General features: G+C 47.8%; 19 protein-coding genes. 5 read left to right on the top strand and 14 right to left on the bottom strand.

Features of this window, described 5'->3' with window-relative positions; all coding sequences use genetic code 11:
• Positions 1-11 precede the first annotated feature (11 nt).
• From RDN79_RS07455 to RDN79_RS07445, 3 genes are all read left to right on the top strand, one after another.
• Positions 12-1,190 carry an ABC transporter permease gene (locus tag RDN79_RS07455; protein WP_298554943.1) on the top strand — a complete coding sequence of 393 codons (1,179 nt, stop codon included), beginning with the start codon at positions 12-14 and terminating at the stop codon, positions 1,188-1,190.
• Between the two features lie 12 nt (positions 1,191-1,202).
• A complete protein-coding gene (locus RDN79_RS07450) occupies positions 1,203-2,399 on the top strand; it encodes an ABC transporter permease (protein WP_298554946.1) in 1,197 nt (398 codons plus the stop codon).
• Positions 2,400-2,496: 97 nt separating this feature from the next.
• On the top strand, positions 2,497-3,384 hold the full coding sequence (locus RDN79_RS07445) for a sugar phosphate isomerase/epimerase (RefSeq protein WP_298554948.1): 888 nt from the start codon (positions 2,497-2,499) through the stop codon (positions 3,382-3,384).
• A gap of 49 nt (positions 3,385-3,433) precedes the next feature.
• On the opposite strand, the gene RDN79_RS07440 is transcribed toward RDN79_RS07445, so the two are convergent.
• The 8 genes from RDN79_RS07440 to RDN79_RS07405 form a co-directional block, all read right to left on the bottom strand.
• The gene (locus tag RDN79_RS07440; RefSeq protein ID WP_298554951.1) at positions 3,434-4,168 is read right to left on the bottom strand and encodes an HAD family phosphatase; all 735 of its coding nucleotides are present in this window, start codon (positions 4,166-4,168) and stop codon (positions 3,434-3,436) included.
• Positions 4,169-4,262: 94 nt separating this feature from the next.
• Entirely contained in the window at positions 4,263-5,606 is a 1,344-nt protein-coding gene (locus tag RDN79_RS07435) for a glucose-6-phosphate isomerase (protein WP_298554954.1), read from the bottom strand.
• A 10-nt stretch (positions 5,607-5,616) separates the two neighbouring features.
• A complete protein-coding gene (locus RDN79_RS07430) occupies positions 5,617-6,612 on the bottom strand; it encodes an NAD(P)H-dependent glycerol-3-phosphate dehydrogenase (protein WP_298554958.1) in 996 nt (331 codons plus the stop codon).
• Between the two features lie 13 nt (positions 6,613-6,625).
• Entirely contained in the window at positions 6,626-8,356 is a 1,731-nt protein-coding gene (gene lysS / locus RDN79_RS07425; protein WP_298554962.1) for a lysine--tRNA ligase, read from the bottom strand.
• A gap of 90 nt (positions 8,357-8,446) precedes the next feature.
• Positions 8,447-9,058 (bottom strand): nicotinate (nicotinamide) nucleotide adenylyltransferase, encoded by a 612-nt coding sequence (gene nadD, locus RDN79_RS07420; RefSeq protein WP_298554964.1) that lies wholly within the window; start codon positions 9,056-9,058, stop codon positions 8,447-8,449.
• Entirely contained in the window at positions 9,043-9,216 is a 174-nt protein-coding gene (locus RDN79_RS07415; protein ID WP_298554967.1) for a hypothetical protein, read from the bottom strand. The genes nadD and RDN79_RS07415 overlap by 16 nt, the downstream gene beginning before the upstream one ends.
• The gene (gmk, locus tag RDN79_RS07410; RefSeq protein ID WP_298554970.1) at positions 9,213-9,782 is read right to left on the bottom strand and encodes a guanylate kinase; all 570 of its coding nucleotides are present in this window, start codon (positions 9,780-9,782) and stop codon (positions 9,213-9,215) included. Before gmk ends, RDN79_RS07415 begins: the two co-directional genes overlap by 4 nt.
• A 9-nt stretch (positions 9,783-9,791) precedes the next feature.
• The gene (locus RDN79_RS07405) at positions 9,792-10,664 is read right to left on the bottom strand and encodes a YicC/YloC family endoribonuclease (protein ID WP_298554973.1); all 873 of its coding nucleotides are present in this window, start codon (positions 10,662-10,664) and stop codon (positions 9,792-9,794) included.
• A gap of 277 nt (positions 10,665-10,941) precedes the next feature.
• Between RDN79_RS07405 and tsaB the strand changes: the two genes are divergently transcribed.
• On the top strand, positions 10,942-11,646 hold the full coding sequence (gene tsaB / locus RDN79_RS07400) for a tRNA (adenosine(37)-N6)-threonylcarbamoyltransferase complex dimerization subunit type 1 TsaB (protein WP_298554976.1): 705 nt from the start codon (positions 10,942-10,944) through the stop codon (positions 11,644-11,646).
• A gap of 64 nt (positions 11,647-11,710) precedes the next feature.
• Positions 11,711-11,857: a hypothetical protein gene (locus RDN79_RS07395; protein WP_298554979.1), complete on the top strand. Its 147-nt coding sequence runs from the start codon at positions 11,711-11,713 to the stop codon at positions 11,855-11,857.
• Positions 11,858-11,924: 67 nt separating this feature from the next.
• Here RDN79_RS07395 and RDN79_RS07390 read toward each other — a convergent pair whose 3' ends face one another.
• The 6 genes from RDN79_RS07390 to RDN79_RS07365 form a co-directional block, all read right to left on the bottom strand.
• On the bottom strand, positions 11,925-13,121 hold the full coding sequence (locus RDN79_RS07390) for a sodium ion-translocating decarboxylase subunit beta (RefSeq protein WP_298554982.1): 1,197 nt from the start codon (positions 13,119-13,121) through the stop codon (positions 11,925-11,927).
• Between the two features lie 4 nt (positions 13,122-13,125).
• A complete protein-coding gene (locus tag RDN79_RS07385; RefSeq protein WP_298554985.1) occupies positions 13,126-13,557 on the bottom strand; it encodes a biotin/lipoyl-containing protein in 432 nt (143 codons plus the stop codon).
• Between the two features lie 22 nt (positions 13,558-13,579).
• A complete protein-coding gene (locus RDN79_RS07380) occupies positions 13,580-14,467 on the bottom strand; it encodes an OadG family transporter subunit (RefSeq protein WP_298554987.1) in 888 nt (295 codons plus the stop codon).
• A 21-nt stretch (positions 14,468-14,488) separates the two neighbouring features.
• The gene (locus RDN79_RS07375) at positions 14,489-16,042 is read right to left on the bottom strand and encodes an acyl-CoA carboxylase subunit beta (protein ID WP_298554990.1); all 1,554 of its coding nucleotides are present in this window, start codon (positions 16,040-16,042) and stop codon (positions 14,489-14,491) included.
• Between the two features lie 97 nt (positions 16,043-16,139).
• Positions 16,140-16,547: a methylmalonyl-CoA epimerase gene (gene mce / locus RDN79_RS07370; RefSeq protein ID WP_022322820.1), complete on the bottom strand. Its 408-nt coding sequence runs from the start codon at positions 16,545-16,547 to the stop codon at positions 16,140-16,142.
• A 144-nt stretch (positions 16,548-16,691) separates the two neighbouring features.
• On the bottom strand, positions 16,692-19,097 hold the full coding sequence (locus RDN79_RS07365) for a TonB-dependent receptor (protein ID WP_298554995.1): 2,406 nt from the start codon (positions 19,095-19,097) through the stop codon (positions 16,692-16,694).
• Between the last annotated feature and the right edge of the window lie 188 nt (positions 19,098-19,285).

Here is a 19,285-nt window from a genome sequence, read left to right as displayed (position 1 = left end):
AAAATAAATCAATGAGTCAATTATCAATTGCCAATTGTCTATTGTCAATCGCAAAGCGTGAGGTATCCAGGATTAGCAAGAACCCGGTCTACTTCTTTTGCATGTTGGTGGCTCCGGCTATCTGTGTGGTCTTTTTCCTTTCGTTGATGCGGGAGGGCTTGCCGACCGATATGCCTGTTGCGGTTGTCGATCTGGACGGCTCTTCCAACTCTCGCAACTTGGTCCGCCAGTTGGATGCTTTCGAACAGACGAAGGTGGTGCTGACGACCGTCTCGTTCGAGGAAGCCCGCCGGGCGATGCAGGAAGGGAAAGTCTACGGCATTTTCTATATCCCGAAGGATTTCGGCGTGGATGCGACGGCAGGCCGGCAGCCTAAGTTGTCGTTCTATACGAACGGGACTTATCTTATTGCTGCATCCCTGCTCTTCCGGGATATGAAAACCATGTCGGTCTTGGCTGGTGCTTCGGTCGGTCTTCAAACGGGGTTGGCGCATGGCTATACCGAAGCCCAGACGCGCGCGCAACTCCAGCCGATCGTGATTGACACGCACGCGATCGGGAATCCGTGGCTTAACTATTCGGTCTATCTGAACAACACGCTTTTGCCTGGTGTCTTGCAATTGATGATTTTCCTGGTGACGGTGTTGAGCATCGGTTCCGAGATCAAATACTCGACGGCCCGCGAATGGTTGGAGATGGGCGGGAACTCGCTTACGGCGAGCCTCATAGGAAAGCTATTGCCTCATACGGTGGTTTTTACGATCGTGGCATTCTTGTATGCGGCGGCCTTGTACGGGTTCAATTCGTTTCCGTTGAATAGCGGCTGGCTACCGATGTTGTCGGCCTTGTTCTTGTTGGTGATCGCTTCACAGGCGGTCGGGATTTTCATGATCGGTGTGTTGCCGACTTTCCGCTTGGGACTGAGCTTCGCTTGCCTGTTCGGGATGATCGCCTTTTCCATCGTCGGGTTCTCTTTCCCGGTGTTGGGGATGGATCCTACGTTGCAGGCGCTCTCCGACCTGTTCCCGCTCCGGCACTATTTCCTGATCTATGTCGACCAGGCTTTGAACGGAAGGCCTTTCATCTATAGTTGGACCGAATATGCCTGGCTCACGGGCTTTCTCGTTTTGCCTTTCCTGATCGGAAAGAACCTGAAGAAGGCGTTGTTGTACTTTAAATATATTCCGTAAAACCGAAAAGCAATGAAAAGAGAACATCGTTTACGATATATGATCAAGGAAGGGATCCTGGACATCTTTTACATCTGGAAGGACGAGCTGAAAAACGTCTTCAAGGACGAAGGCGTGCTGATCTTCTTTTTCCTGGTGCCTTTTGCTTATCCGTTGCTCTATTCCTTTATTTATAATAACGAAGTGGTGCACGAGGCGAAGATGGTGGTCGTGGATCAGTCCGATACTTATCTGAGCCGCGAGTTTACTCGTCGTGTGAATGCTACGCCCGATGTCAAGGTGGTCGCCGTCCGGACGGATATGGAGGAGGCCCGGCGGATGCTGGACCGGAAGGAAGCCTATGGGATCCTCTATTTCCCAGCCGAGTTCAGCAAGGATTTGCATGCGGGGAGGCAGACGACCGTCCCTTTGTATTGTGATATGAGCAGCCTTTTGTTTTATAAGGCGTTCTTGTTGGCGGCAACGGAAGTGTCGTTCGATCTGGGGAAAGAAATACGGATGCATAACGCTCCGGGTGCGTCGGCGAAGCAGGAGGAGATAACGGTCGACCCGATTCCCTATGAGTCCGTGACCCTCTTCAATACGCAAAACGGCTTTGCCAGCTTCCTGGTTCCGGCCATCCTGATTTTGGTCATCCAACAAACGTTGGTTTTAGGGATCGGCATGTTGGGAGGGACGGCACGCGAGAAGAACCGTTCCCATGGCCTTGTCCCGGCAGACCGGCATTTTAACGGGACTTTGCGTATCGTGTTGGGCAAGTCTCTGACATATATCCTGATTTATGTGCCGGTCTGTATCTGGGTGTTGGCCGTCGTGCCGAAGCTCTTCTCCCTGCCTCAGGTGGGCGATCCGGTCACGATCTTGTTGTTCATCCTGCCATACCTGTTTGCCTCGATCTTCTTTGCCATGACGTTGTCCGGTTTCATGACGACCCGCGAGGCGCCCATGCTGGTGTTTGTCTTTACGTCCGTGATCCTGATCTTCATTTCCGGAGTTTCCTGGCCGAAAGAAGCGATCCCTCCTTTCTGGCAGACCGTAGGGTATCTGTTCCCCTCGACGCCGGGCATCCAGGGATTCATCCGCATCAATACTTGCGGAGCGACATTGAACGAGGTATCGCATGAATATCATGTGTTATGGATTCAGGCGGGCGTCTATTTCCTACTGGCCTGCGTGATCTACCGTTTCCAAATAAGAAAAAATTCATGACTCCGTTTTGATGATTTTAACGTTATTATGTTAGAATCCACCGAATATAGTTTTACTTTTGTAGAAATTCTCAAAGCAAACTTAATTTTTTAGTACTATGCAGAACAGACGTGAGTTTTTAAAGCGGGCTTCGTTAATGCTCGCAGGGGGTATGGTGATGCCTCAGTTGTTATCTTCTTGTGCCGGTAAAGCGTCAGCTTCCGAGTCCTCCAAGTATATCGGGCTTCAGCTATATTCCTTAAGAGACCTTGTAAAAGAAGAAGGGATCCAGAAGGTGTTGGAAACGGCTTCCAAGATGGGCTATAAGAATCTTGAAACAGCCAGCTATGACAATGGCAAGATCTACGGTTTGGCTCCGGCCGAGTTCAAGAAGATGGTGAACGACCTGGGTATGAAATGCACGAGCGCCCACTTGGGTCAAGCATTCACGAAGGAAAAAGAAGCCGAAGTGATGAGTTGGTGGGATCAGGCTATCGATGCCCACAATGAATTAGGTGTCAAATACATGGTTCAACCGTGGATGCCGGTTACCGACCAGACGACTTTGGACGACTTGAAGATGTATTGCGACTATTTCAATACCGTCGGCTATAAGACGGCGGCTGCCAGCATCGCATTCGGTTATCATAATCATGCTTTTGAATTCCGCAAAATCGAGGACCAGTTGATCTACGATTTCTTGTTGGATAATGTAAGCCCGAACCATGTGTTCTTCGAAATGGACGTATATTGGGTACAGGAAGGCGGTGGTGATCCGGTTGCTTACCTGAAGAACCGTCCGAGCCAATTCAAGGCGGTCCATATCAAAGACGAAAAGGAAATCGGAGCCAGTGGCAAGATGGACTTCAAGCCAATCTTCGACCAGATGTATGCTAACAATATCAAAGATTGGTATGTCGAAGTCGAACAGTACACTCAGAACGATCCGGTTGCCAGCGTCCAGCAGAGCTATGATTTCCTGAACAAGGCGGATTATGTGAAGTAAGAAGTTCTTATAAGTTTTTTAGGGAGGTGTCAAAACCTCCCTAAATTTATTAAGAGTTCTTGATCGCATTTATAAGATTCTCCCAATCCTCCGCTAAAGCCGTCATGCTCGGATAAAGCAGGTCGGCACCGGCGTCGAGCAAAACCCGGTTATCCAATGGTCCGGTATTGACCGCTATCGTGAAAATCCCGGCTGCTACTCCTGCCTGTACGCCCATCGGGGCGTTCTCTATGACGAAGGCTTCATGGGCTTTGACGCCTGCTTTTTCCAATCCCATCAGATAGGGTTCGGGATGGGGTTTACCAAACTTCACGTCGAAGGCCGTCACCATCTTTTTCCGTTTGAAATAGCCAGGGTAGGTATGTTCCAGCTTGTCCAGCAGGCTGTGTTGTCCGCTCCCGGTTACGACAAGTGTTTGCAAGCCGGAGGCTTTTGCCGCTTTCAATACCTCGGCTGCTCCTTGCATCTCTTTTCCGTCGTTATATTGATTGAACAAGACCGCTTTTTCTTCGTAGATGGACTTCTTTTCATCTTCGGTCGCATCCCGTCCGAAAGTCTTTTGGTACAACTCGTTGATCGTGCTTTCACCCGTCCGGCCTTCATACAGGTAGAATAGTTCCGGGGTGGAGATCAACTGATGGTGTGTGGCCGTTTCGTACCAGGCCCGGGCGTGGAAACGCATGGAATCATACAGGACGCCATCCATATCGAAAAGTACGGCCTTGGGAAAAAGGAAAGTTTGTTGCTGCTTTTGCAGATATCGGGTGATTGCTTCTTGGATCATTTCTTTTTTACGCTTACTAATAGATAGTTTTCAGGCACGATTCTTTTGAAAGGACCGTGCCTGAAAAAATTATTTTATGTTGTGTGATTGCTGATTACAACCGTGCGCGGATCGCTTCGCTTTCCTTTTCGTAACCCGGTTTGTTCAGCAGGGCGAACATGTTCTTTTTATAGGCTTCTACACCCGGCTGGTCGAACGGGTTTACACCTAACATGTAACCGCTGATACCGCAGGCTCTTTCGAAGAAGTAGAACAACTGGCCGATGTAGTAAGGGCTTACTTCCGGCATGGTGATTTTCAGATTGGGGACACCACCGTCTACGTGAGCCAACTGAGTACCCAGTTCTGCCATCTTGTTCACTTCGTCCACGCGTTTGCCTGCGAGGAAGTTCAGACCGTCCAAGTTCGCCTCGTCCGTCGGGACAAGCATCTTGTGAGTCGGTTCTTCAACAGAAATGACGGTTTCGAATATCGTACGTTCTCCATCCTGGATCCACTGGCCCATAGAGTGCAGGTCGGTTGTCAGGTCGACGGAAGCCGGGAAAATGCCCTTACCGTCCTTGCCTTCGCTTTCACCGTACAGTTGTTTCCACCATTCAGCGATGTAGTGGAGTTTCGGGTGGAAGTTAGCGAGGATTTCGACCTTCTTGCCGCTCTTATATAATTCGTTGCGTGTAGCCGCATAGATTTCCGCCATGTTTTCGGCAAAAGGAACGCTTACGTCTGTAGCTTTTTCCATCGAAACGGCTCCAGCAACCAGATCGCGGATGCTGATACCGGCAACGGCGATAGGCAGCAAACCGACCGGAGTCAGTACGGAGAACCGACCGCCGACGTTGTCGGGGATAATGAATGTCTTGTAGCCTTCCTGGTCAGCCAGTGTGCGCAGGGCGCCTCTTTTGGCATCCGTGATGGCGACGATGCGGTGTTTGGCTTCTTCTTTGCCGACGGCGTCTTCCAATTGCTTTTTCAGCATGCGGAAAGCCAGAGCCGGTTCGGTAGTCGTACCGGATTTGGATATATTGATCAGACCGAACTGTTTGCCTTTCAGGATTTCGCAAAGTTCATACAGGTAATCTTCACCGATATTGTGTCCGGCATATACCAGAACCGGGTTCTTACGGTCCGTATGTAACCAGTCGAAGCTGTTGTTCAAGGCTTCTACCACTGCTTTTGTTCCCAGATAGCTACCGCCGATACCGATGGCGACAACCACTTCACATTTGGAACGAAGTACGTTTGCCGTATTTTCGATGTCTGTCAATTCGGCATCTGTAATAGAAGAGGGGAGGTGCAACCAACCTAAAAAGTCGTTACCTGCTCCATTTCCATTTTGTAAAGTGGCATTACATTCGTTAGCCTTTGAAGCCTGAGCGTACACTTGTTCTTTCGTTACGGTACCCAGTGCTTTGTCAATGTTAAGACTGATGTTCTTCATATTTACATTATTATTTAAATGTTTCAGTCAACTGCCGTATCGCGGTAGTCGGCGATTTCTTTTCGTATAGAATACTATATAAAGTATCTAGGATCGGCATGTTTACTTTATATTTTTCGTTTATCTCACGGATACACTTTGTTCCGTAATATCCCTCGGCAATCATTTCCATTTCAAGCTGGGCTATTTTGACGGAATAACCTTTCCCGATCATGGTTCCGAACGTACGGTTACGGCTGAAGCGGGAATAGGCGGTTACCAGGAGGTCTCCGAGATAAACCGAATCTGTCACGTCCCGTTCCAATCCGTGTACGGCGTCGAGGAAATTACGCATCTCTTCGATGGCGTTACAGATGAAAACAGCTAAAAAGTTGTCTCCGTATTTCATTCCGTGGCAGATACCTGCGACGATGGCATATACGTTTTTCAATACGGAAGCATATTCAATACCTGTAACATCCTTGCAACAGGAGTTGTTCAGATACTGGTTCTTGAATACGGAAGAGAAGGCTCTTGCGTTCTCGATGTTCGGACAGGCCAATGTGATGTAGGACAACCGTTCGAGCGCGATCTCTTCGGCATGGCACGGGCCGCCGATAACGGCGATATTGTCGATCGGGACATTGTAGTATTCGGCAAAGTAGTCGGCTACGAGCATGTTCTCGTCCGGCACGATCCCCTTGATGGCCGAAATGATGAATTTGTCTTGCATGGAGGTCGTCACCTTCATTAAATGCTGCTTTAGGAAAGGAGACGGGGTGGCGAAAATCAAGGTGTCGGAATCGTTGATTACTTCGTTGATATCCGTGTAGAATTTGATTTTGTCAGTATCGAATTTGACGGCGGACAGGTAGCTGGGATTATGTCCCAACAACAAAAACTCTTCCACTTGGTCGGACCGACGCATATACCAGTTAATACTATCTTGTGTAGAAAGTACAATCTTGGCCAAGGCGGTAGCCCAGCTACCACCTCCCATTATTGCAATTTTTCCGGGCAATTTCATAGTATTATTCTATTTATTTGGTTGCGTTGGCAATCCATGCCTCCACTTCTTCGGCAGAGGGGTTTTGCAATTCCAGTTTGTATTTCTTATTCATTTCGCATAGCTCCTGTCTCAACTTGTTGGGATTGACATCGGCCAGCGTGTCGATTGTAATATATCCGGCTTTTTGCAAAGCGGGAACCCATGCTTCATCGATGCCCAATGCCGCGTATTTGTCAGCTGCATCTTTCTTAACGGTCTTTTCCGGGCGCATCTGCGGGAAGAGCAACACTTCCTGGATGGTCGTCTGACCTGTCATCAACATCACCAGACGGTCGATGCCGATACCGATACCGGACGTCGGAGGCATACCGAATTGCAAGGCGCGTAAGAAGTCCTGGTCGATGAACATCGCTTCGTCGTCCCCCTTTTCGCTCAGGCGCAATTGCTCTTTGAAGCGTTCTTCCTGGTCGATCGGATCGTTTAGCTCGCTATAGGCATTTGCCAATTCTTTTCCGTTGACCATCAGTTCGAAACGTTCGGTCAATCCCGGTTTGCTTCGGTGCATCTTAGTCAGCGGGCTCATCTCGACCGGATAGTCGATGATGAAAGTCGGCTGGATAAACGTGCCTTCGCAAAATTCGCCGAAGATTTCGTCGATCAGTTTGCCTTTGCCCATTGTCTCGTCGATTTCGAGGTTCAATTCCTTGCAAATCGCGCGTATCTCGTCTTCGCTTTTGCCGTTCAGGTCGTAACCGGTCTTTTCCTTGATGGCATCCAGGATCGGCAGACGGCGGTAAGGGGCTTTGAAGTTGATGGTTTTGCCTTCGACTACGCTTTCGCTCGTGCCGTTGACCGCGATGCAGATACGCTCCAACAATTGCTCGGTGAAGCTCATCATCCAGTTGTAGTCCTTATATTGGACGTAAAGCTCCATGCAGGTGAATTCCGGGTTGTGCGTACGGTCCATGCCTTCGTTGCGGAAGTTCTTGCCGATTTCGTAAACACCTTCGAAACCTCCGACGATCAATCGTTTCAGATAGAGCTCGGTTGCGATGCGCAGATAGAGGCCGATATCGAGTGAGTTATGGTGCGTGATGAACGGACGTGCGCTTGCCCCTCCGGGAATGGATTGCAGGATCGGAGTTTCTACTTCCGTATATCCGGCTTCGTCCAAAGCGGCACGCATGGTTTTGATGACCGCCGCACGCTTCATGAAAATATCTTTTACTCCGTCATTGACCACCAGGTCGACATAGCGTTGGCGGTAACGCAATTCCGGGTCGTTGAATCCATCGTATGCCACACCGTCTTTGTATTTGACAACCGGTAGCGGCTTGAGTGATTTGGATAATACCGTTATTTCTTGTGCATGGACGGAAATTTCACCCATCTGCGTACGGAATACGAAACCTTTGATTCCGACAAAGTCGCCGATATCCAGCAATTTCTTGAAAACGATGTTATACAGATCTTTGTTTTCTTCCGGGCAAATATCATCACGAGAGATGTAAACCTGTATTCTTCCTTCCGAATCCTGCAATTCCATGAAGGATGCCTTTCCCATGATACGGCGGCTCATGATACGGCCGGCAATACTTACGGGACGAGGCTCTGCATCGTCTTTAAAATTCTCTTTTATCTCTTTGGAAAATGCGTTCGTTACATACTCAGCTGCGGGATAAGGCTCTATCCCCATCTGGCGCAACTGCTCCATGCTGTTACGTCTTATGATTTCCTGTTCACTCAGTTCTAATAGATTCATTACGCTATTATTTTGTATAATACGGCGCAAAAGTACAAAACTTTTCTTACTTATTGCCTAAAAACGTATGTGACTTTACGCTTTATGTTCTTAAAGGGTATTGTTTTGTAATGGGAAAGGCAGGTTACGTATGGCTTCGGGCAGGAAGAAACGGACATCTTTTCCGGCCTCGAATGCTTCGCGTATAAAGGTTGAGGATATTTCGATCAAAGGGGCGTCTGCCATTTTTATATGGGGATATTGAGGAGGGATTTCAACATCAAACCCTTTGCGCGGATAAATGAAGATCGGGTATTTGGAAATGATGGCTTCGTACTCTACCCACCGGGTGATATATTTCCAGTTATCCGCCCCCATGATGAAGTAAAATTCACGGTCCGGATAGTGTTCTTCCAATGCCCGGAGCGTGTTGATGGTATAGGTCGGTTGAGGCAGGGAAAACTCAAAATCGCTGGCATGGAATTTGGGATAGCCGGCAATGGATTTCTTCACCAGCTCATAGCGGAGCCGGTCATCCATGAGTGCCTCCTTTTCTTTTAGCGGATTGTGGGGGGTGATCAGGAACCATAATTCATCCAGCTCCGTGAATTCACACAGCCAGTTGGCTAATGCCAGGTGGCCGATGTGAACCGGGTTGAAGGAACCGGAATAGATGCCGGTTTTCCGTTTCCCTTCCGTCTGCCGTGTTAGTTTCGTTTCCACTTGATGATGTTGAAGACTTGTGCGCCAAATACCAACCCCGTACCGATTGCGATAATGTATTCTTTATTATACAGACCGACGACGCAGGTGGCAAGAGCGGCGATTGCTATTATAATGAACGTGCATAACCACTTTTTGGATAATCTCTTGTTATTCATGGTTTTTCAAGAAACTCTTTTATCACCTTTAAGGCTTCTTCTTGTGCTGCTTCCAACTTGTCGTTTACTACGATTACATCAAACTTGCCGGCAAAACCCAATTCGAACTCAGCTTTTGCTATGCGGCTTTCGATTACTTCCGGGGTATCTGTTCCGCGTCCTTCCAGACGTTCGCGCAGGTCTTCGATAGAGGGAGGTTGGATAAAGACCGACAGGGCACGGTCGCCATAAAACTTTTTGATGTTGCAACCGCCAACGACATCGACATCGAATATCACGTTATCGCCGTTATTCAGCCTTCTTTCTACTTCGCTTTTCAGCGTGCCGTAATATTTGTCGGTATATACTTCTTCGTATTCTAAAAAATCACCTGCTGCTATACGGGTACGGAATTCATCCGGCGTAAGGAAATAATATTCCACACCGTTTTTTTCCGTCCCGCGCGGGGCCCGGCTGGTTGCCGAGATAGAGAAATGCAGGTTCAGGTTCTGCTTCAGCAGGAAATTGATGATAGTGGATTTGCCCGAACCTGACGGTGCGGAGAATATGATCAGTTTGCCAGCCATAGATCTGTCTTATAATACGTTTAATACTTGTTCCTTGATCTGTTCCAGTTCGTCTTTCATCTGCACGACGATCTTTTGCATTTCGGCATGGTTGCTTTTCGAGCCGAGCGTGTTGATCTCACGTCCCATTTCCTGGGCGATGAAACCGAGCTTTTTGCCTTGTCCGTGTCCGCTTTCCATCGTGCTGATGAAATATTTCAGATGATTGTCCAAGCGGTTCTTTTCTTCGTTCACGTCCAGCTTTTCGATGTAATAGATCATTTCCTGCTCGAAACGGTTCTTGTCGTAATCCTGTCCGGCAATCTTTTCGAGGTTGTCCATGATACGGGTTTTGATCTTTTCGATCCGTTCCTTCTCGTATAGTTCGACTTCCGAAAGCAGGCGGGCTATATTGTCGATTTTCTGTTCGAATAGCTTTTGCAACATCGCTCCTTCCTGAATACGGAAATCGCAGAGGTGCTTGATGGCCTCTTTGATCGCTTTCTCAACTACGTCCCATTCTTCTTCGTTTACTTCCTGGGCTTCTGTCTTGATCACGTCCGGCATGCGGAGCAATGTCTGAAACCAGTCGGAGGGGACCGATATATTCAGTTTGTCGGCGATATCTTTGATCTGGGTATAGTAATTTTCCACCGCAGCCTGGTTGATCTGTGTAGGCATGTCTTTGCCAATATACTCGATGAATATATTAAATTCGACTTTTCCACGTTCAAGCGACTGGAGTAACAAACTTCGTATTTGCATTTCTTTTTCTTTGTAGATGGAAGGAATGCGGGTAGACAAATCCAGTTGCTTGCTGTTCAGAGCCTTTATTTCTACGGTTACTTTTTTAGAAGGGAGTTCGGATGTAACCTTACCGAATCCTGTCATTGATTGTATCATTGTTCTAAAAATTAGATTGCAAAGATAGTTAATCAATTGACAATAGGCAATTGGCAATTGACAATTATTGGAAAAAGTCGGGCTTCCCGTATTTCAGACGGATCTTAACCCATAGCTTTATGCCTCCTAACCCATAGCTTTACACCTTCTAAAGCTATGGGTTAGGAGGCATATTCCGCCATTAGGGGTTTGTCGGTCTTAATAAAATCGATTTTGATCATGCGATTACAGTTATGTTTTATACTTTTGCATCCGTAATCAAGATTGGCAATTAATTATGTCCTGTATATTAAGTATCGAAACATCGACTTCCGTTTGTTCTGTAGCGTTGTCTATGGACGGTGAAGTTCTTTTTGAGAAGGCCTCCTTCGACGGTCCTTCGCATGCAGCCTTGTTAGGCGTATTTGTCGAAGAAGCCCTTTCCGTATTGAAAGAGAAGGGGGGAAAACTGGATGCCGTTGCGGTCAGCAGCGGTCCCGGTTCCTATACCGGCTTGCGTATCGGAGTGTCAGTCGCTAAAGGTCTCTGCTTCGGTTTCGGTATTCCTCTGATCGGTATTCATACATTAGATATAATGGCCGCTACTGTTATCAGGCAAGATAAGGCAGCTACCGGTTGTCTGTATTGCGCCATGCTGGATGCCCGCCGGATGGAAGTCTATGCCGCAATTTATGACTCTTCTTTGAAACTTGTCCGTGAGACAACGGCCGATATAGTGGAAGCCGATTCCTATTCTCCTTATCTGGAAAAAGGCAAAATCTGTTTCTTCGGTAACGGTGCTGCCAAATGCAAGTCCGTCATCACTTCTCCGAATGCCATTTTTATAGAGGACATCCATCCGCTTGCCGTCAACATGGTCCCGCTTGCCGAGCAAGCATTTGCCGCCGGTCGATTCGAAGATACGGCCTATTTCGAACCGTTCTACCTGAAAGAGTTTCAGGCGACGATTGCGAAGAATAAGGTGTTGGGAAACCAAAAGTAGGAAACGGTTAAACCAAAAAAGGGTTCGCCTTGTTTTATCTTCAAATCAATATTGAAGAATAGACATGAGACGAAAGAATACGAATGTACTGCTGATCTTCGGAGTGGTGATCGCGATTATCCTGTTGATGATCTGGTTGTTTTTGGGAACAACATTGGAACAGGAGGCAAATCCTGAGACAGATCCGATGACCATCGAGCAGAATATCTGATAAAACCGGATATAAAAAATCCTCCGTATCAAGGCGATGCGGAGGATTTTTATGTAGAATAAGTCGATTATCCTAAGAATCCCAACAAGATACCGGCTGCTACGGCAGAACCGATTACACCTGCTACGTTCGGACCCATGGCGTGCATCAACAGGTAGTTGGTCGGATCATATTCCAGACCTACATTCTGAGAGATACGGGCAGAGTCGGGTACGGCAGATACACCGGAGTTACCGATAAGCGGATTGATCTTATTGCCTTCCTTCAGGAACAGGTTGAAGAACTTGACGAACAGGATACCTGCGCAAGTTGCAATCACGAATGACAAAGCACCCAAACCGAAGATCTTGATGGAGTTCAGTGTCAGGAACTGAGTTGCCTGAGTGGAAGCTCCTACGGTGATACCTAACAGGATCGTGATCGTATCGATCAGCGGACCACGGGCTGTTTCTGCCAAACGGCGTGTCACGCCACTTTCTTTCAACAGGTTTCCGAAGAACAACATACCCAACAGAGGCAGACCGGAAGGAACCAGGAAGCAAGTCAGCAACAAACCTACGATCGGGAATACGATCTTTTCCGTAGAAGAAACAGCTCTCGGCGGTTTCATACGGATCAGACGTTCTTTCTGAGTAGTCAGCAAACGCATGAACGGCGGTTGGATAATAGGAACCAACGCCATATAAGAGTAGGCCGATACCGCAATAGCACCCATCAGGTTCGGGGCCAGTTTGGAAGAAAGGAAGATCGCCGTCGGGCCGTCGGCACCACCGATAATACCGATAGCACCGGCCTGGTTCGGTTCGAATCCCATCTGGAGGGCAATGATATATGCACCGAAGATACCGAATTGGGCAGCCGCACCGATCAACATCAATTTAGGGTTGGAGATCAAGGCGGAGAAGTCGGTCATAGCTCCGATACCGAGGAAGATCAGCGGCGGATACCATCCGGAGGTTACACCCTGGTAGAGGATGTTCAGTACGGAACCTTGTTCGTAAATACCTACCTGCAATCCTGCATCCTTGAACGGAATGTTACCGATCAGGATACCGAAACCGATAGGGATAAGGAGCATAGGCTCGAATTCATATTTAATGGCCAGGAAGATAAACAACAGACCGATGAGGATCATGATGATATGACCCGGTGTCGCGTTGTAGACTCCTGTATACGTGAGGAACAACTCCAGGTTTTCTCCCAGGAACTGGAGAAAACTTTCGTGAGCCGCACCTGCAGCCTGTAATAATACTGATCCTAACATAATATTATCCTATTACGACGAGGTCAGCACCTTCCAGTACGGAATCCCCTTTGTTTACTTTTATTTCAATGATCTTGCCGTCACGGTCGGCGTTGATGTTATTTTCCATCTTCATGGCTTCGAGGACAAGCAGATTCTGGCCTCTCTTGACTGCATCGCCGACTTTGCAGTTAACCTGCAGGATTACGCCGGGCAGCGGAGATTTGACAGCGCCTTTGGTCGTTGAGGCAACCGGGCGTGAAATAACCGGTTCGCCGCTTGCCGTTGTCGGAGCCTGAGCCGGGCGTTTCAATGTAACCATCTGTTTTTTTGCCGGTTTCTCCATCTTAACATGGTAGGGAGTGCCGTTTACTTCTAATTCAGCGATATCATCTACTACCGAGTTGATATGTACTTTATATACGTTACCGTTAATAGTATATTTAAAACTTTTCATTCTTGTTTGTTTTTAGAGATAATTACTTTTTGGGAACTTCACGTAAACCGTAAATCTTGGAACTCCACGGAGAATAAGATCTTTGAACCTTGCGGATCGTAAGAACCGTATGTTCGATGTCGTGGTTATCGTCGCTCATTTCATACAGGGCAGCGCCGATGGCAGCAAAGATTTCTCCGGATTCCTGACCTGCATTGTCTGCAACGACAGCAGCTCCGGCAGCTTTCCGTGCATTGCGTTTGCTGGCAGCGATTGAGAATTTACCGATTTGCTTAAAGATAATGAACAACAGGAATAATCCGGAAAACACAACTGCCATGGCAGTCAGGGTCATACCGATACCCCAGGAGTCATTTTTCTTAAAGTTTTCAATCTTCTCGTTAGAGTCCAATGTCACGTTATTGGTGCTGGGGGTAACTTTTGTTAAAGTTGTCCATTCACCTTGTCCGTCTAACGTTCTGCCATAACTGACATCCGCTTTTTGTGAAGCCGGAACAACAATCTCATCGATCAGAGTTTTACCGTCTGCATCATACAATGCGATGTAATTTTCTTTTGATGGGTCAAGAGTGAAATTAACATGGAATGTACCTCGATTAGGTTCTCCGTCCGCCCAGAACAAAGTGTGCTGGCGGGGAGGGATGACTGTCAGAACGTCGCCCTTCGGAATCGGATATTTTTTCGGGTTGCTCTTGTCGTTAGTCAAGTAACAACCGGCAATATTGACCGAACCTGCCGAATTGTTGAACAATTCGATCCAAGCGTGGCGTTTGCCGTAATCATCAACGAAGTTATCCTCATTGACGACCAGCACTTCATTTATTCGCATGGAGGTTGCACGCTGTGCTTTTGCCCCGAATGAAACGAGCAACGCGAACAGCAGCAATGCCCCTATTTTCTTATTCATCATATTCATTTCCTGTTTTAAGAATTATAGAGGCAGATTGTCATGTTTCTTGGCAGGATTGCTTAACTTCTTAGTCTGCAACTGTTGTAAAGCACGAATGATACGGAAACGGGTGTTACGCGGTTCGATAACATCGTCGATATAGCCGTATTGAGCTGCATTGTACGGATTCGCAAATGCTTTTTTGTATTCGGCTTCTTTTTCAGCTGCGCAAGCTTTCGGATCTTCTGCGGCAGCCACTTCTTTTGCGAAGATGACTTCTACGGCGCCGCTCGGGCCCATAACTGCGATTTCGGCTGTCGGCCATGCGTAGTTCATATCGCCGCGCAGGTGTTTGGAACTCATCACACAGTAAGCGCCACCGTAAGACTTACGCAATGTTACGGTTACTTTGGGCACTGTAGCTTCTCCGTAAGCGTAAAGCAATTTTGCACCGTGCAGGATTACACCGTTATATTCCTGGCCTGTACCCGGCAAGAATCCCGGAACGTCTACCAATGTAACCAGAGGGATGTTGAACGCATCGCAGAAGCGGACGAAACGGCCTGCTTTGCGGGAAGCGTTGCTGTCCAGACAGCCTGCCATTACTTTCGGCTGGTTGGCTACGATACCGACAGTCTGGCCGTTGAAACGGGCAAAACCGACGATAATGTTCTTGGCATAATCGGCATGTACTTCCAGGAATTCCCCATTATCGATGATGGTTCCGATTACGTCGTACATATCGTAAGCCTGGTTGGGATTGTCAGGAATGATGTCGTTCAGGTTATCATCCAGACGGTCGATCGGATCTTTACATTCGATCAGCGGAGTTTCTTCTAAGTTGTTCTGTGGCAGGAAGCTGATCAATTTACGGATCAACTGCAAACCGTCTTCTTCCGTATCGACTGCGAAGTGAGCCACACCGGATTTGGTCGTGTGTACGCTTGCACCACCTAACTGTTCCTGTGTAACATCTTCACCTGTTACTGTTTTTACTACTTTCGGACCGGTCAGGAACATATAGCTTGTTCCGCGGGTCATGATATTGAAGTCTGTCAGGGCAGGAGAGTAGACCGCACCGCCGGCACACGGGCCGAAGATACCGGAAATCTGGGGAATAACACCGGAAGCCAGGATATTGCGCTGGAAGATTTCCGCATAACCGGCCAAAGCATTAACGCCTTCCTGGATACGTGCACCACCTGAGTCGTTCAAACCGATGACAGGAGCGCCCATCTTCATTGCCTGATCCATAACTTTACAGATCTTCATTGCCAATGCTTCAGACAAAGCACCACCGAATACGGTGAAATCCTGAGCATAAATATATACCAGGCGTCCGTCGATCGTACCGTAACCTGTTACGATACCGTCGCCCAGAAACTTAGTTTTTTCAATACCGAAGTTTGTACAACGGTGTTGTACGAACATATCGAATTCTTCAAAACTTCCTTCATCCAGCAACATGGCAATACGTTCGCGTGCTGTGTATTTGCCTTTCTTGTGCTGAGATTCAATTCTTTTTTCTCCACCACCTAAACGAGCTGTTTCGCGAAGGGCGATAAGCTCCTTTACTTTTTCAAGTTGGTTACTCATTGTACTATAGATTTGTTGTCGGAGCGGTTCGCGAACCGCCCGTACTTGTTAGAAATGAATATTTAATTGTTGGTGCGGTTCGCGAACCGCCCGTACTTTATTTTCCCGGCATGCAAAGCTCAGTCAGAACGCTGCAAGTCGATTTCGGGTGAAGGAATGCAATGTTCAAGCCTTCTGCACCACCGCGCGGAGCTTTGTCGATCAGTTTGACACCTTTTGATTCTGCTTCGTCCAATGCTGCCTGTACGTCGGGAACAGCAAATGCAATGTGGTGGATACCTTCACCTTTCTTTTCGATAAATTTAGCGATTGTGCTATCTTCGCTTGTCGGTTCCAGCAACTCGATCTTAGTCTGACCGACTTTAAAGAATGCTGTTTTTACTTTCTGATCTGCAACTTCTTCGATGTTGTAGCATTTCAATCCTAAAACTTCTTCATAATACGGCAGACAAGCTTCGATGCTCTTCACTGCGATACCCAAATGTTCGATATGTGTAAGTTCCATGTCAATAATAATTTAGTAATTTAATATTGTTTTTTGTTCTATGTGGGCAAAGGTACACTCTTTTTATGAATAGTGAAATAATTCGTTAATATTTATCAGCATGATTCGGATATGTTTAAAAAGCATATTTTTTAAATCATACGGCTAAAAATCAACGATAAGGCGAACATTCAACTGCCGTCCGGTCAGGTAGTTCGGGATTGCGTACTGGTGGTTGTCTATGTTGGTTATCCAATAATAGGAACTTGTGTTCTTTATGTCGAACAGGTTGAAAATGTCGAGACCGAGCCAAATGTTCTTGAGATTGCGGAAGAATCCGCGGTCCATGATCGCATCCGTCCCTCCGGCAAGCTGGTAAGAGAAACCGAGGTCCACACGTTTGTAGGTCGGAGTACGGAAATAGCCGTCCTCGTAGCCTGTACGCGGGGCTGTGACGGGAAGGCCGCCGGACAGTACGCCTTTCAGATTCAGCTTGACGCGCTTGTAGCCGGGAAAATAATCCTGGAAAAAGAGCGAAACGTTATAACCCTGGCTGTTAGGCATCGGTACATATTCGCTGCCCCGGATGCTTTGCTCCGCTTTCATCAGGGAGAAACTGATCCAGGAGTCCGTGCCCGGCACAAATTCGCCGAAGAATTTGACATCAAGGCCCATTGCATGACCTTGTGCGCAGTTCTCACCGTAATAGCGGATTTTGACATTATCTACCGTATAAGGGTTCAGGTTATCCAGCTTTTTATAATACATATCGGCACTGACTTTGAAATTCCTGCCGGATGCCCGGAAGGTATAATCGCCACCTGCGATGACATGGATGGAACGTTGCGATTTCAGGTCTTTATTCAGTCGTATGATACTGTTGCCATGTTCATCCTGTACGGTCGTACGCAATTCCTTATAGAAAGGAGACTGGTAATACAGGCCGGAAGCCAAGCGGAAGGTCAGGTTCTGGTCGAAGTTCGGAATGAAGCCGAGTGAAGCACGCGGGCTGAATATAAACTCTTTGTTATAACTCCAGTAACTGCCGCGTACACCGCCGACCAGCGTGAACAGACCTTGTTTGGTACGGAACTTGAATACATCCTGCAAATAGCCGGAAATGCGTGTGCTTTCCAGTTTGTTGTCCGAGAACAGGTTTGCGATCACGTTGACATTCCCGCCCCCTTGTGGCAGCGAGTATCCGGCAGAGTCGCGCTTTTCCCATTCGCTGATCTTGTCGTTGATCTTTTCCATCTGGACGATGGCACCCCATTTCAACGTGTTGTTTTTCAGGCGGGCGATGCCATAATGTCCGATATTCATGATGTTGGAGTGCAAGCGGTTGCGGGCGTGTTCGTTATAGCGTGCTATGGACAAATTCTGTATTTCCCCTCCGCCTTCTTCGGCCGCATCTCCCAGCCAGTAATCGCCGGCAATATCATATCCTTCCTCTTCTTTGCTGGTAAAAGCGGATGCTTGGAGGCCGAGTTCGGTGTTCTCGTTCAGGTTGTGCTTTAAGGTAAGCGCACCGAATAGCGTTTCGAATTTATCCCGTTCCTGCCCGTTCATGAATACTTTGAATTTTTTAGCGTTGGCTGCTGTACCGAAGGATGTTTCACGGGTATGGGGAATGAATTTATAATTGTTTATGGCCAGGTTACCGAGGAAGTTGATCTCCCATTTCGGGGCAAACCGGTATGTCATATAAGTCTGCAAGTCAATAAAGTTCGGATCATATTCGGCATCCGTATCGGTTGTTTTCAGGAGGGAACGCCCCGTTTTGTAGCGGAAACCGGTCACCTGTGTGAATTTGCCGGAGGAGCTACCCACATAGGCATTGGCCCCCAGCAGGCTGGCGGAGGCCGAACCTTCTAATCCTTTCGGTTTCTTGTAGGTGATATCCAACACGGAGCTCATCTTGTCTCCGTAACGGGCTTCAAACCCGCCGGCGGAAAAGTTGACGGCTTCCGTCATGTCCGGATTGATAAAACTCAGCCCTTCCTGTTGCCCGGAACGGATGAGCAGCGGACGGAACACTTCCAGTCCGTTCACATATACGATGTTTTCGTCATAGCTGCCGCCGCGTACGGAGTATTGCGAACTTAATTCGTTATTGGAAGTAACGCCCGCAAAGGTGACGACCAGGCTTTCGATACTTCCTCCGGCAGGGTCGGGAAGCAGCTTGACGCGGTCGGCATTCAGGGTTTCGAGGGTGGTCGTTTGTTTGCGGATGGCGGTGGCCGTCACTTCGCCTAGTTCGATCGAGGTGTAGTTCATTTGCACGTTGAGCCGCATATCTTTGGTTACCTGCGGGATGATCCGTTCGGCCTTGTTGTAGCCCAGGCATGAATAGATAAGCGTCACCGAGTCGCCGGTCGCAACCGACAACGAATAGTGGCCTTTTTCATTGCTCATCGCTCCGTTTAACGTGTTCTTGACCCGGACGTTGACCAGATCCAGCGGATTGCCGTCCGCATCGCGGATGTAACCGCTGATTTTGGCACGTCCCTGTCCGAAAGCAGGTATCGAAAGTAATATAAATAGTAGCGTAGCTATCGTACGAATCTTCATGATCTATTGTCGTTATAGGTTTATTAACGGGAGAAACAAAGATTTATTTTCTCTATGATCTGTTTAACTGGCAAAAATAATAAGCACCGGGCTGTTCTGTACCGGGTAGCGGGGCAATAATCAATTATGTATTCAATATTGTCCTAAATAATTTTGAGGCGTGATGTAACTTGCGGCATCAAAAGACG

The sequence above is a fragment of the uncultured Parabacteroides sp. genome, from assembly GCF_902493135.1.
GTDB lineage: Bacteria > Bacteroidota > Bacteroidia > Bacteroidales > Tannerellaceae > Parabacteroides.
The sequence above is the reverse complement of the archived record's forward strand: the minus strand, read 5'-3'. Positions and strand labels throughout refer to the sequence as shown.